Source organism: Acinetobacter kookii (assembly GCF_900096895.1).
Lineage (GTDB): Bacteria > Pseudomonadota > Gammaproteobacteria > Pseudomonadales > Moraxellaceae > Acinetobacter > Acinetobacter kookii.
Genome location: NZ_FMYO01000007.1, coordinates 1 through 14,329, shown reverse-complemented (window position 1 = coordinate 14,329; position 14,329 = coordinate 1). Strand labels below are relative to the sequence as shown.

The 14,329-nt window shown below is 42.7% G+C and carries 14 protein-coding genes; 6 read left to right on the top strand and 8 right to left on the bottom strand.

Annotated features, from left to right (window positions below; translation table 11 throughout):
* Positions 1–337: 337 nt before the first annotated feature.
* Positions 338–631, top strand: coding sequence for a hypothetical protein (locus BLP85_RS10340; protein ID WP_092820012.1), 294 nt, complete (start codon positions 338–340; stop codon positions 629–631).
* A gap of 384 nt (positions 632–1,015) precedes the next feature.
* Positions 1,016–2,047 (top strand): alcohol dehydrogenase AdhP, encoded by a 1,032-nt coding sequence (adhP, locus tag BLP85_RS10335; protein ID WP_092820011.1) that lies wholly within the window; start codon positions 1,016–1,018, stop codon positions 2,045–2,047.
* A gap of 75 nt (positions 2,048–2,122) precedes the next feature.
* Here adhP and BLP85_RS10330 read toward each other — a convergent pair whose 3' ends face one another.
* From BLP85_RS10330 to BLP85_RS10310, 5 genes are all read right to left on the bottom strand, one after another.
* The gene (locus BLP85_RS10330) at positions 2,123–2,731 is read right to left on the bottom strand and encodes a hypothetical protein (RefSeq protein WP_092820010.1); all 609 of its coding nucleotides are present in this window, start codon (positions 2,729–2,731) and stop codon (positions 2,123–2,125) included.
* Between the two features lie 212 nt (positions 2,732–2,943).
* Complete coding sequence (locus tag BLP85_RS15065) at positions 2,944–3,276, bottom strand: RcnB family protein (protein ID WP_092820009.1); 333 nt, start codon at positions 3,274–3,276, stop codon at positions 2,944–2,946.
* Between the two features lie 488 nt (positions 3,277–3,764).
* Positions 3,765–4,310, bottom strand: a complete 546-nt coding sequence (locus BLP85_RS10320; RefSeq protein WP_092820008.1) for a glutathione peroxidase — start codon at positions 4,308–4,310, stop codon at positions 3,765–3,767.
* Positions 4,311–4,460: 150 nt separating this feature from the next.
* A complete protein-coding gene (locus BLP85_RS10315; RefSeq protein ID WP_092820007.1) occupies positions 4,461–5,003 on the bottom strand; it encodes a hypothetical protein in 543 nt (180 codons plus the stop codon).
* A 226-nt stretch (positions 5,004–5,229) separates the two neighbouring features.
* Positions 5,230–5,982, bottom strand: coding sequence for an AraC family transcriptional regulator (locus BLP85_RS10310; RefSeq protein WP_092820006.1), 753 nt, complete (start codon positions 5,980–5,982; stop codon positions 5,230–5,232).
* Between the two features lie 182 nt (positions 5,983–6,164).
* On the opposite strand from BLP85_RS10310, the gene BLP85_RS10305 reads away from it, so the two are divergent.
* A complete protein-coding gene (locus BLP85_RS10305) occupies positions 6,165–7,079 on the top strand; it encodes a DMT family transporter (protein ID WP_092820005.1) in 915 nt (304 codons plus the stop codon).
* A 418-nt stretch (positions 7,080–7,497) separates the two neighbouring features.
* Here BLP85_RS10305 and BLP85_RS10300 read toward each other — a convergent pair whose 3' ends face one another.
* The 3 genes from BLP85_RS10300 to BLP85_RS10290 form a co-directional block, all read right to left on the bottom strand.
* Positions 7,498–8,067, bottom strand: a complete 570-nt coding sequence (locus BLP85_RS10300) for an L-threonylcarbamoyladenylate synthase (protein WP_092820004.1) — start codon at positions 8,065–8,067, stop codon at positions 7,498–7,500.
* A gap of 44 nt (positions 8,068–8,111) precedes the next feature.
* Entirely contained in the window at positions 8,112–9,257 is a 1,146-nt protein-coding gene (gene dprA, locus BLP85_RS10295; protein WP_092820003.1) for a DNA-processing protein DprA, read from the bottom strand.
* Between the two features lie 102 nt (positions 9,258–9,359).
* Positions 9,360–10,514 (bottom strand): LysM peptidoglycan-binding domain-containing protein, encoded by a 1,155-nt coding sequence (locus tag BLP85_RS10290; protein WP_092820002.1) that lies wholly within the window; start codon positions 10,512–10,514, stop codon positions 9,360–9,362.
* Positions 10,515–10,633: 119 nt separating this feature from the next.
* Here BLP85_RS10290 and def point away from each other — a divergent pair, with 119 nt between their 5' ends.
* From def to BLP85_RS10275, 3 genes are all read left to right on the top strand, one after another.
* The gene (gene def, locus BLP85_RS10285; RefSeq protein ID WP_092820001.1) at positions 10,634–11,164 is read left to right on the top strand and encodes a peptide deformylase; all 531 of its coding nucleotides are present in this window, start codon (positions 10,634–10,636) and stop codon (positions 11,162–11,164) included.
* A gap of 93 nt (positions 11,165–11,257) precedes the next feature.
* Positions 11,258–11,680: a DUF2946 family protein gene (locus BLP85_RS10280; protein ID WP_092820000.1), complete on the top strand. Its 423-nt coding sequence runs from the start codon at positions 11,258–11,260 to the stop codon at positions 11,678–11,680.
* Positions 11,681–11,837: 157 nt separating this feature from the next.
* Positions 11,838–13,817 (top strand): TonB-dependent copper receptor, encoded by a 1,980-nt coding sequence (locus BLP85_RS10275; RefSeq protein WP_409449185.1) that lies wholly within the window; start codon positions 11,838–11,840, stop codon positions 13,815–13,817.
* The last annotated feature ends 512 nt before the right edge of the window (positions 13,818–14,329 follow it).

The window sequence follows — 14,329 nt, the reverse complement described above, 5'->3', positions numbered from 1 at the left end:
CTGTGCTTTCTATTTGTACATATTATAGGAAAAACGAGAAGTATCTAACGTTTTTTAATAAAAACATCAATTATATACAAGGAAAATAGAAAATAGCGCAGTACTCATAATGTCGAGCTTAAAAGGCTTATCCATTCTTTCCTTTAAACTCGCTATCTCTAATTTTTAGATGATTTATAGTTTTCGTTTAGAACAATTGGCTTTTACTGGGTTACTTCAAGTCAAAGAATTTGGATTTCATTTCAGCAGTGTAAAAATAACATCTAAAGTTGCATATCTTATCAGCAGGGATTGGGTATAGATTGAAAGTATCTATTTTGCACGCTGATGGTTTTAGATGAACCTTATTGAACATGAACCGCACTTTTGGGAACTCTACCAAGACAATACCCATTATTATCTCAGTATTGCCGTCGACATGAGTTCAGTGGTGTCCTGCTGGGACCTGGTATTAACGCAGGATGAAATCCTGGCTTATAAACAGCAGGGTCGAAAGAGTATTGAGGAACTGGCAAAATCCATGGTTGCTTCTGCATATAAGGGTGATTTTTCTGCTATGGAAAGCCGTCTAGCCTCGTCTAAAGAAAAACAGGCGATACAGGCCGCTTTTAAACAATGGCATGTACAGTAAGATTCATGAATCGATAAGGATGAACCTCATCGCTAAGATGGAAAACTCACCCTTAACAATCATCTTCACTCTATAAATCTCAGTAAAAATTTTAGCTAAACTCGACATTTTTAGTTTGTATCAGTTGCCTGAATCCCGGCTTTGCAAGACTGGCTATGCCTTACTGTTATGTATAAGCGTACAAGGGATTTTTTCAACTCGGCTTCAATTAAGAAATAATCATTTTAGAGCCGGCAACCCTTGTGCTGCTGAACGGCAAGCGCATCTAAAGCGATCAAATCCAATACAAATCCCCTCATTTTGATGATTTATTGTTCGATATAGTGGAGCTGTGGCTCCTTCAACAAGAGTCTTCTCAGTATGTGTAATATGGAGAACATCAATATGACAAATACAATGAAAGCCGCGGTGGTTACGGCATTTAACCAGCCGCTGCAAATACAAGAGCTGGAAATTCCGAAAATCAGTCCAGGAAAAGTACTGGTAAAAATTATTGCAACAGGTGTTTGTCATACCGATCTGCATGCCATGCATGGGGATTGGCCGGTAAAGCCGACTTTACCTTTTGTTCCTGGACATGAAGGCGTGGGTGAAGTCATTGAAGTTGGTGAGGGGATAGAACATTTAAAGGTGGGTGATATTGTTGGTGTTCCGTGGCTGTATTCTGCATGTGGTCATTGTGATCATTGCTATGCTGGCTGGGAAACCTTGTGCAAGAAACAGCAAAATTCGGGTTATTCAGTGAATGGCAGTTTTGCTGAATATTGCCTGGCAGATGGTGACTACGTTGGTGTAATTCCGGAAGGTGTTGATCTGCTGGAAATCGCCCCGATTCTGTGTGCTGGCGTGACAGTCTATAAAGGTTTGAAAATGACGGAGGCCAAAACCGGGGACTGGGTGGCTATTTCCGGGATTGGTGGCCTAGGCCATGTGGCAATTCAGTATGCCAAGACCATGGGTTTTAATGTGGTGGCAATTGATGTAGATGATTCTAAACTGGAACTGGCTAAAAACTTGGGTGCCGATGTAGCCATTAATGCCCGGAACGTGGACGTCAAGGAAGAAGTCATGAAAGCCACGGGTGAGGGTTGCCACGGGGTTTTGGTGACCGCAGTATCACCAAAGGCATTTGAACAGGCGGTGGCGATTGTTCGTCGTGGTGGCACGATGGTTTTAAACGGTTTGCCAGCAGGAACCTTTGACTTGTCGATTTTTAATATGGTGCTGGAAGGGATTACCGTGCGCGGTTCGATTGTCGGAACGCGTCTGGACTTGAAAGAAGCACTGGATATTGCAGCGCGCGGCAAGGTTAAGGCGCATATCCATGTTGAACCGCTTGAAAATATTAACGATATTTTTGAGCGTATGGAGCAGGGTAAAATTGACGGCCGTATCGTGATTGATATGAGACTTTAATCTTCAATTTAAACAGACCAATTCTGCAGGACCCTGAATTGGTCTTTATTTTTAGAGGCTTTATTTACAGGAGAATTAACTTTCCTGATTGGATTCATTTTGCCCTGAATCATTCTGACCTTCAGGAATCATCATTCCGGCCAGTTTAATCATTTCCATCTGGATCGTACCCATCTGTTGTTCAATTTTCTTCAAATCGACCTGAGTCAAGTCGATCTTGCCATTTAAAAACGGGGTGGCTAGTACTTGCTGATTGGCCTGCATTACATTTTGACGAATCGAATCAATTTCCTGGCTTTTCAGGTTCAAGCTGCTGAGAGCCTGATCAAAACCTTTTAACTGGGCTTTTAAGGATTCTGCAGTGCTTTGTAATTGCTGCTGATCATGATTGGAAACAGCCGCTTCTAAATCCGATTGGCTCTGTTTGAGCTGTTCAATATAGTCACCGGTTTTCAATTGCATATCGGCAACATCGCGGACAATATAAAACATGTTTCCGCTTTTCAGTTCGGTTTTATTAGCTGAGGCTTCTGTAGCTGACGGGGTAGAGACCTGTTCGGAGACTTCGCTGGATGTTTCATTTTCAGTTGAATCCGGTGTACTGGCTTGTTCACAACCAATCAGCAAAAGGCCCGCACTAAACATCACAAAAGGAGAAACCGCATTTTGGATGAATTTTTTCATATCTCTTTCATTTCAGCTTCAATCAATACCTCACAATATAGGGACAGAATGTGGAGAAAAAACTAATTGTTGCAAAGTGATAACAAATATTTTGAATATAAGTGCTTGAGTTATTAAAAAAGAGCGCTGCAGCGCACTTAACTTTACATAAATGACTAAGCTCAATTTGTCATAATTTTCACAATACTGTGATTGAGCGTGTTAATCAGTACTTAGTCGCCATTGACGCGAATCCAGCGCTGATTTTTGCCCGGTTTACTCAGATTTTTATAACGTTTATGATCAATTGCGTAGCCTTGACCATAATAATGTGAAGGAAGGGCTTGACCGGCTTTCCAGTCGTGGGATGGTTTTAAAACCCGGTTTTGTACGACTTCATGATGACGCTGTTCAGCGTGCTGTTGGCCATGTGTGTCACCCGGATGCATATTTTGGGCATGGTTGTTATTTTCATGGGCATGAGCAGGTGGCGCAGCGATTGCTGCAGGTGCTGCCAGCACGGTAGTGGTTAAAGCAAAGAGTCCAGCATGTACTAGTTTTTTCATGGGTTTACCTACGCTTAAAATAGCTGTCAGCCAATATTTTTATTTCACCTTTAAGTTAAAGAGAAAACGTGAATAATCTATTGTATAAATGTAATTTGCTGCCTGCTCTGAAGCATGAATGGCATGCAACTCTCTGAATCCCTTCCTTGATTTGAATCTGCTAATTTCTGGGGACAACCAGCTCCGATGTCCCTTTGCTGGCTGATCGGGAATTTTCAAAGTGGTATGGCAATCGGCTTTCATTATTCGTCAGTAGCGTGTTCTGTCTGGTGATGATTTTGCCTGGCATCTCATTCATGCGGCAGGTTATTTCACCGATATGATGATAAAAATTGCTGATAGAAATAGCCTGATGTTCGTTCAGTTTTGGGTCATGTTCAACAGACTTATGTCTGGACAGTTTTTTGAAAGTTAAAATGATTAGAGAAAAATAAAGCCGACTTCAGCCTGAATTAAACACGCTGAGCCGGCCGGTTTAGAGCATACTTTTATTTGGCAAGTTCAGCATTAATCGCATCAACAATACGCGGATCATCGGCTGTGATGTCCGGGGCAAAGCGGGCTACCACTTCACCTTTTTTATTAATCAGGAATTTTTCAAAGTTCCATAACACTTCAGGCGGCTCATTTGGAGTCAGGCCATAATCGACCAGATCTTTCCACCAAGGTCCTTCGCCAATACGTTCAGGAATGGCCTGAGTCAGGGTTTGATAAAGTGGATGCTTATCTTCACCTGCTACGGAAATTTTAGAAAATAGCGGAAAATTCACCTGATAATTTAAAGAACAAAATTCCTGGATTTCTGCATCAGAACCCGGTTCCTGAGCCAGGAAATTATTGGCAGGAAAACCTAAAATTTCCAGTCCTTGGTCTTTCTTTTCTTTATACAGTTTTTGCAGACCTTCATATTGTGGGGTTAAACCGCATTTAGATGCGACATTCACCAACAGCAAAACTTTGCCTGTATATTGATTTAAGGTGATGTCCTGTCCGGCAATGGTCTTGACGGGAATGTCATAAACAGATTGGCTCATAGAAAGTCCTTGAATATTTAAACTTGAATGACTGCTTTGTTTTAAAGCTTATTGGGTCAATCGACAAGTCTTTATTGATATCTCGCCAGAAATCTTTCATGCCGGGCAAAGAAAAACAGGCCAATTGACCTTTTTTTATCATGCAATGCATTATTGTGCGGTTTTGACTTTGTTTTCCAGAGCCTGCATGTCGGCGACCAGTTCTTTTTGCAATTGCATCGCCCGGTTTCGCAGTTCATCAATTTTTTTCATATCCGGTTTTTCCGCTATGCTTTCTTCGGAAAGTTCGATACCCAGATTATTGGACTCTTTGATTTTTTCCCGCACTTTGTCTAGCTCGGTACTTTTCAGGGCTAAAGCATCCAGGTCCCGGTTAAAGTTGGCAATATAGGTTTTCATTTCTGCAACGGTCGTGCGTAGACTGGCTTTATCGCCTTTTTGCGCAGCCTGATTGGCTTTATCCTGTAAGTCTAAGGCCTCTTTGGAACGATTTTGGGAGAGGGTCTGGATTTCAACTAAATCATTTTTAATATCTTTGAGATTGTTTGTACTCAGCGCTACAGTTGCAGGTTGTGTAGTTGCAGGGGAGGAAGTTGTGGCTGCTGACGATGCGGGTGCTTCATTGGGTTTTTTATCACAGGCCGTTAATGCCAGAGCGGCAACACAGAGTGAAGCCAGTAATGGTGTTTTCATATCGCATCCTTATAGATCCAATGACAACATCAGACCTAACTATTTAAAAAAATTAAAAACATTAAAAAAATTAAAAACATTAAAGACGTGAAGAAATATATTCTAGAGACACCCTTCAATAGCGTGCTTTCATCAAAATGGCATAGGACTTTAGCCCGTGACTAGGGCATTTTTGTTGTGAAGCTGCTGCAAATTGCAAAGCAGGTGATTTAAGTTCATATAAGTATTAGATATCACGCAGTTGTGCAGGTGTCTGTTCGGTATAGCGTTTAAAAAACTCAATAAAGCTGGAACTGTGCTGATAACCCAGTTCATAGGCCAGTTTTTTCACTGTCTTGCCTTGGCGAACTTGAGCGATCGCATATAAAATTTTGGCCCGATTGCGCCATTCGGATAAGCTCAATTGCAATTCTTGCTGGCTCAGGCGCAGTAAATGCCGTTCGCTCATCGGCAAGCCGCTAAGAAGTTGCTGTAAACTCCTGTGAAATAGCTGTGGATCGGCTAATTGCTGCAATAGCGGCTTAAGCAAAACATGGTTGGTTTGCGGTAAATAGTGATCGTATGCTGTTGCAGTTTTGAGTTGATCCATCAGTACCAGTAATAAATGCTGATAATGCAGTGTGGTTATCCCCTGTTGTTTTTGCTCTAGGATTTCATGCACCAAATGCCGCAGAAAGGGGCGAATACTTAAGGTTTTGGTATCGGGGGCGAAATGCCGACATAAACAGGGATGGACCCGAATACAGACATAGTGGGTGATTTGTTCATCCAGTGCGATAGAGGTATGAGCTGTTTGTGGCGGAAGCCAGAGACCATAGTTCGGTGGCGACAGATAAATCTGTCCTTCAATTTCATATTCTAAAATACCATTCAAACTAAAATTGAAATCACCCCATAATGAACTGTGTGGCGCAATAACTTCATCTTTCTGATAAAAGAAATCATCTACTTCTATATAGTTTTGAATCTGCTTAAGCATGTGAATGTCCTTGATTTTTATGTCTGCGCATATTTATGCCTGAAAGAGCTTGGCAGTCATTTCAATTGCCACATCCCATTCTTCCGTGTCCTGAGCGCAGTATCAATGTCTGAAATTCGATATTCTAATTATTTCAGACTTCAGTAAAAATAAAAACTGAACATTCAGGCATGGTACAGGGCATGACGCAGCAACACAAAACAGTCTGGTGGGCATTCACTTTGCCATTACTCGCCGTTTTAATCTGGTCCATGAATATTACCGTGACACGCTATGTGGCGGACTATATTTCACCTGTCAGTATCAGCTTCTATCGCTGGCTGGTGGCTTTTGTGGTGTTAACCCCATTTATGCTGGGCAAGGTCTGGCGTGAACGGCAGCTGGTTTTGGCGCACTGGAAACAGCTAGCGGTACTGGGGGCTTTTGGCATGGTGCTGTATCAGGGTCTGGGTTATAGCGCAGCGCATTATACTACCGCCACCAATATGGGCATTATCAATGCCTTTATTCCGGTATTTACCATCTTTGTGTCCATGCTCATGCTGAAGGACATTCCCAACCGTTTTGCCGTTGTAGGCAGCATGCTGTCTTTTGCCGGTTTACTCTATGTCATGGCACAAGGGAATTTCAGCCAACTTGTGCAGTCCGGGGGACATCTGGGTGATGTAATGATGGTGCTGGCGGTGTTTTTTTATGCCTTTTATGGGGTTTTTCTGAAAAAGTGGCAACTGCAGATTCCCTTGCTGATTAGCCTGTATGTACAGATTATTTTTGCCCTGCTTTACCATTTGCCCTTCGTTTTATACTTGGGGCTGGATGCAATTGATCAGCACAATGTAAGCAGTGTGCTGTATGCTGGTATTTTTCCCTCTTTGATTGCACCACTGGTGTGGATGCTGGCAGTACAGATGATCGGGCCGAATCGTACCAGTATTTTTATGAATTTAATGCCGGTCTGTACGGCCATTATTGCCAAGCTTTGGTTGGGTGAAGCATGGACGATTTACCACAGTATTGGAGGACTGGTCATTTTATCGGGCATTTTATTGGCTCAGAAAAAAGAGAGCATCCTTAAAACGGCCAAGTTAAATACATAAGGGTTAAATAATGGATTAAAAAACAGACAAACGAATTGGTTTTTAACAATTATTTTTTATGGAAATAAAGTCTGAGTAATGAGTATAAAAAGCATTTTAAATGGATGTTTTGCTAAAAGATAATTAAAAAATAGTGAGATAATTTAAATTGTTAATAAAAAATGATAACTATTTGATAGTTTTTAACTGTCTTTTTAGATAAATAATATATTTGTATAAAGAAATCAGTTAATACATAATATTTATATCGTGAATGTTTAAGTTATTCTTAACAATCTTTAAACCTTCGCAATCAGATTCACAGACCCTCTGGATGTGATTTATACACATCCTTTTTATGCTCAACCGTCCCTATATGGTTGAGCTTTTTTTTGCCTGAAAATAATGTTCAGCACGCATCATACCAAAATGACCCGCATTAAGCGCGGATCACTTCACCTGTTTCAGCATCCATAATACGGCTAGGTTCTTTGCTCAAACCCAAATCGCCATTTAAATAATCCAGCTGACTGGAAAAATACTGGCTGGCTTCCTGAAGGGAGCGGGCAGGGTTTCCCCCTGCAGGATTGGCACTGGTCGAAACAATAAACCCGTTAAAGGCATTGCAGAGCGCAACGCATAAGGGATGTGTGGTGACCCGTACCGCTACTTTGGGATGGTTGCCTTTAATCCATGCCGGAATATGGTTGCCTGCAGGTAACAGCCATGTGGTTGCACGTTCAGTAGGAGAGCGATGGCTCCAGGAATCAATGACCTGTTGGCGCATTTCTGCGGTCAGCGGTTTTAACAGAGGTTCGACTTGTGCAATTTGCGCTGCCAGTAAAATTACCCCTTTTTCAATGGGACGTTGCTTTAAGCGTAAAATTTCCAAGAATGCTTGTTCGTTAAAAGGATCACAGCCTAAGCCCCAAACTGCCTCTGTAGGATATGCTAAAACATGTCCCTGTTTTAAACATTGAGCAGCTTCGGCAACAGAGGTGGTAATCATCAGATTTTTTTCCCTTCACATTTGTTAAAGCGCTATTGTGAACCTTATTTGTCGGGACGACAACGTAGATATAAGCCTGCTTGCTGGGTACACAAGCCAAGTAATTCCAGTTCCATCAATTGGCTGGTCAGTGTGGCAACGTCTAATTGTAGATGAGTAACCAGCTCATCCAGATGTTGTCCGATCCAGTCTAGCTGATTATACAAAGTGCTTAAATGCGCTGGCAGTTCGGGCTGGGCATCCAAAGGTGCGAGTTTACTGGTCTGTTCACGATGCTGTTGAGCTTGCCATTGTGTCGGCAGGGCCAGATCTTCAATCACCTGTTCAGGATGATCGACTAAAATGCCACCTTCACGAATCAGTTGATGGCAACCTTGATGATGCTCGCTATAAATATGTCCCGGAATGGCAAACACCAATTTTCCCTGTTCCGCTGCCAGTTTTGCCGTAATCAGTGAACCACTTTTTAAAGTGGCTTCGGCAACAATGACCCCTAGGCTTAAGGCACTGACAATACGGTTGCGCCGTAGAAAATGGTGCTGTAAGGGAGGGGTTCCAGGTAAAAATTCGGTAATCACCGTGCCAGCCTGAGCAAGAATCTGCTGTCGCAAAGACTGATGTTGTGTCGGATAGGTTTGATCCAGGCCGGTACCCATCACGGCAATGGTGCGATTGTGCTGCAAAGCCCCTTGATGGGCGGCTTCATCAATGCCTTGTGCCAAGCCACTGCCAATATAAAAGCCCTTTTCACTGAGGTAATAGGCAAAGTCATAGGCCACTTGCCGTCCGTGATTGCTGGGTTTGCGGCTACCGACAATGGCAATTTGCGGTTGCAACAGGGCTTGGGCATCGCCCTGACCAAACAGGATCGGAGGCTTGTCCGCATAGGGCAGCAGCTGTTGCGGGTAGTGCACATCATCCTGCAACAGCACAAAATCACTCTGTTTCTGGATCAGATCAATACAATGCTGAAATTGCCGCTGCGATTCGGGAAGATGAAAATCTCGCAGCCGCTGAATATGGTTTTTGTGAATGCCAAGCTTTTGCCAGGTTTCGATTTGATCGGGCTGTGTTGCCTCGACCAGATGGCTGTAGTATTCCTGAATTTTATAAAAGCTGGTGAGCGAGTGTTGTACCAGAAACCATAGCCGAATGTAATCCAGCTGCAAAGAGCTTAATGAACTGAGCATAACGAGACCTTGAAAGATGTCTTCTTTTTATTGTTTAAATTATTGTTTAAAAAATAAAATGAGGCTGAATCCCAGCCCCATTTCTAAATTTCGAGTGAAGGATTATTCATCCATCAGTGGTGGCTGAATACCAGCACCGACTTTAATCGGCAATTCGCTATCCAGTACATAGGCATAACTCAGGTTATCAAAGCTCTTGAATACCATGATGTTACCAATACGCTGTCCAGGGAGCTGAATACGCTCTTTGGTTTTCGGGTCAGTCACGACTTCGCCTTTCTGGGTTACCGTCAAGACTTGTCCGGCTTGAACCCCTTGCAAGCTACCACGGTCAATCGTCACCACACTGTGTTTTGCAGCGGTGCCAATCGAACCCATTACGCGAACCACTTGTCCACCGGCAGCAACATCTTCAGCATTGGTCGGGTAGAACAAGGTTGGCAGCATTGGATCATATTCAGGCAGTACACGGTCACCACGACGAACTTCAGCATTATAGGTATCTGTCAGTTCAAGTGTAGTAATGTCATTTTCACCACGGACGGCAACACCAGATGCCACCTGAATTAATTCAAGGCCGGCATTGTATTTTTTGCCTTTAGCATCGGTAAACATATACGGTTCACCTTCACGGTAAACGGCATAGCGTTGACCCACTTCCAGGCCATTGCCGCGTGCATAAACGGTTTGACCTTGAGCCGCCAGAACCCGTTGATCCGCCGTGCCTAAAATGTATGGCGTACCGGTGATGGATTCAGGTGCCACAATCGTGCTGCGTTCCAGCCACTGCTTGATGTATTCCAGTGGAATGACCGGAATGGCATTGTTTAATGATTCCACCCGAACCTGAGGCTGCAACTTGGTGCCACCGGTATAACGACGGATAATCCCTTCACAGCCATCACCTTCATCTTTACCGATGATCGGTTTGCCATTATAGGTACACATGAGCAGGCGGTCGCCCGGGAAAATCCAGTGTGGATTTTTCACGTGTTTATTGCTGGCCCAGATTTCAGGCCAACGTACCGGATTCTTCAAAAATCTTTTGGAAATATCCCATAAAGTATCGCCTTTTTTCACCACATACACTTGTGGTGCTCCGGCTTTTAATGCAGGTGGATTGATATTGCGGGCAGGTGCTGCTTCAGCAACGCTGATCATGCCGGCCCCAACACTTACACATACGGCAAGTGCCAATAATTGTTTTTTAAACCCCAAGGCACTAAAAGTTGGCATGCCCTTCAAAACCTTTTTCATTATCATAATTCCTAAAATTATGTATGTAGTTGCGTTATAATAACGATATTACACACATTTTTTTGATGAAGCATTCCTTCATTTTGTTTTTTGATCAATGGCATAAGTGAGGACACCGTATGGCCTTATTACCTATTTTAAGTTTCCCGGATCCCCGTCTTCGTACCATTGCTAAACCAGTCGAAGAAGTCACTGATGAAATTCGTCAGCTCGCAGCCGATATGTTTGAAACCATGTATGAAGCCCCAGGTATTGGTTTGGCAGCTACACAGGTGGATCGTCATATTCAGCTGATTGTCATGGATTTATCTGAAAATAAAGATCAACCCATGGTATTCATTAACCCCAAAGTTACGCCATTAACTGAAGAAACTCAGCCTTATGAAGAAGGCTGCCTGTCAGTGCCTCAAATATACGATAAAGTTGAGCGTCCGTCACGTGTAAAAATCGAGGCAATTAACCTTGAGGGTCAATCATTTGAGCTGGAAGCGGACGAACTTCTCGCTGTTTGTATCCAACATGAAATGGATCACTTAAATGGTAAATTGTTTGTTGATTATTTATCGCCTTTAAAACGTCAACGTGCACGTGAAAAAGTAGAAAAAGTGGTGCGTCAGCGCCAGAAAGAAAAAGTCGCGGTGAAACGCTAATCCATACAACTTCTGGATGAAATAGCTTAAAAAAAAGCCCAATTCAAATTGGGCTTTGTTATACTGGCCTCCGACAAATTTTAGGATTTGCCTGTGCTTTTTCGTAATGGTCTACTGCTATCCTGTATAGCCGTATTTTTACAGATTGCTGTGTTTTTACAGCCTTTGCTGCCGAAGCAATATCAGATTGCTCCGGTCTGTGAAACCATTACGCGTGCATTATTGCAAAAACCTGCTTCACCTCATATTTCCGCATCTACACATGCACTTCATCAGTTGCATCAATATCATCAACAGCAATCTGTAGAACATGATCATCATGATGCCAGTCACCAATGTCAGTATTGTACTGTCTACGGCAATCTGGTTTTGCCGCCAGAGCTTGAAGTCAAAGAAGTTTTAGACCGTATTCAAGTGCGGTTACTGGCATTCCAGAAGACCTTTGGTCATGTCTGGTTTATTTTACAGCGACTCTTTCTCATTCCTCAAGGCCGAGCCCCGCCAACATTCGCTTAAACCATGTTTTATACGCCGGGTCTTCACTGACTTAGGCACAGTTATATTTATGATTTAAGTGAGAAATAAAATGGCTCAGCCAAAATTCTTTTTACAGCCACTTGCGGCTGCGATTTGTGTTGCCTGTTATTCAGCTTCAGCCTTTGCTGAGCAGCAAATGGCAACAGTGCAAACTTTAGCTCCTATTGTGGTGACTGCTCATCAGGGCAATGATGCCAGTGGCTTGATTGTGCATGCCGATCCAAAACAGCCCATCCAGCCGATTCCAGCCAGTGATGGTGCAGACTATTTACAAAGCATTATGGGATTCAGTTCGATCAAAAATGGCGGCACCAATGGCGATGTGACTTTCCGTGGCATGTTTGGTTCACGGATTAAAATTTTAGCCGATGGTTCGGAAAATCTGGGTGCCTGTCCAAACCGTATGGATGCACCGACATCTTATATTTCACCGGAAAGCTATGACCGTATTTCGGTGATCAAAGGACCGCAAACGGTGCAATATGCCAATACCGGTTCGGCTGCGACAGTGCTCTTTGAACGTGGTCCGGAAACTGAATTAACGGCTGAAAAAAATTATCGTGGTCAGGCCAGTGTGCTGGCAGGTTCATATGGACGACTGGATCATAATCTTGAAGCTGCTGTTGGCGATGAGCAGAAATACGTTCGCCTGAATGCCAACCGTTCTGTGTCGGATAGCTATAAAGATGGGGATGGCAATACAGTTCCTTCAGACTGGGAGCGCTGGAATGCAGATATCGCTTTAGGTTGGACACCGGATGAAAATACCTGGGTGGAACTGACGGGTGGCAAGGCTGATGGTGAAGCTGTTTATGCAGGCCGCTCGATGGATGGGTCGAAATTTGCCCGTGAAAGTCTGGGACTTCGTCTAGAAAAGAAAAATGTCACCGATGTGATCAAGAAAATCGAAGCACAAGTGAACTATAGCTTTAATGATCATGTCATGGATAACTTTAGCTTACGTGAATTTAAACCAGATGGCATGATGAATATGCCTATGGCTTCCAACGTGGCACGAGAAACCTTAAATGCCCGTCTGGCTGTTACTCATCAATGGGATAAACTGCAATTCATTACAGGTGTTGACAGTCAAAATAACCAACACTCTAAGCGCAGTGGCAGTTTGATGAAACCCTATCAAGATCAAGCACGTAGCAAAGATATGAAATTCCGCTCATATGGTGCCTTTAGCGAGCTCAGTTATCAACTGAATGAGCAAAATAAATGGGTGGGTGGTGTTCGTGTCGATCAGGTGAATGTCAAAGACTTACGCTCTGAATCTGTAGACAAAGGCTATAACCTGGAATTAGATAAAACATTACCAAGTGCATTTATCCGTCTTGAAAATCAGCATCCAGAACATGATGCCAAAACTTATATTGGTTTAGGCTATGTTGAGCGTATGCCGGATTATTGGGAGCTGTTTAGTACCGCGCATGGTAATCCCGGAACTGTGAACTCATTTAATGGTATCGACACTGAAAAAACCTTGCAGCTTGATTTGGGTTATCAATATGAACATGGCGCAGTCAATTCCTGGGTTTCTGCTTATGCGGGCTTAGTCAATGATTATGTGTTGATGAGTTATCATGTCCATAGTATGCCGGGCATGATGAGTCATGGTAAAACTGCAGGTGCTAAAAATGTCGATGCGACCATTGCTGGTGCAGAAGCCGGAGTGGGCTATCAATTTACCGATCATCTGCAGGCTGATGTCAGTGCGATGTATGCCTGGGGTAAAAACACCACCGACGATAAACCTTTACCGCAAATTGCACCTTTGGAAGGACGGGTAAATCTTCGTTATATTCAAGATAAATACACTTTGGGTGCATTATGGCGAGTGGTTGCAGCACAAAATCGTATCAGTCAAGATCAGGGCAATATCGTAGGTTATGACTTGGCCGAAAGCAGCGGTTTCGCAACCTTGTCGTTGAATGGTACTTACCAAATTCGTGATGGTGTCGATTTGTCTGTAGGTGTAGATAACCTGTTTGATAAAACCTATAGCGAACATTTAAACAAGGCGGGTAGTGCGGGTTTTGGTTTTGCTGCAGATGAGCAATTCAACAATATTGGCCGAAACTATTGGGCACGGGTGAGTATGAAGTTCTAATCTGTCTTTAAATTAAGCTAAAAGCAGGAGTATTCTCCTGCTTTTTTAATTTTTGAGTTTGTAAAATTTATATTTTTCATGAACTTAAATAAAATTGGTATTTCTAAATAAAATAATGAATATTTTTATTTAAATAATTTAATTATATAAAACATGAACTTATTAATTTTATGGATTATAAAATAAACACCCGATTCAACTGATTTTAAAAAGGTGTTGCAAGCCCCTTAAAATGCTGTAGAATGCACATCCATCGGCGGTGATGAAGATTAAAACTTCTGATAAAACAGCAACTTAGCGCGAAGTGTTAAGGTTGGGTTTTAGAAAGAAAGTTTAAAATAATTTGAATTACTGATTGACACTGGGAATATCTAGTGTAATATAGCCGACCTAGCTTGCTGGTGACGAACCAGGAAGAAGATCATTAAGAGATTATGAAGAACAACTTGTGTGGATTTTTACTGGTTGATCGATCGAAATTATTTTCATTGATTGATGGTAGAAATTACTCG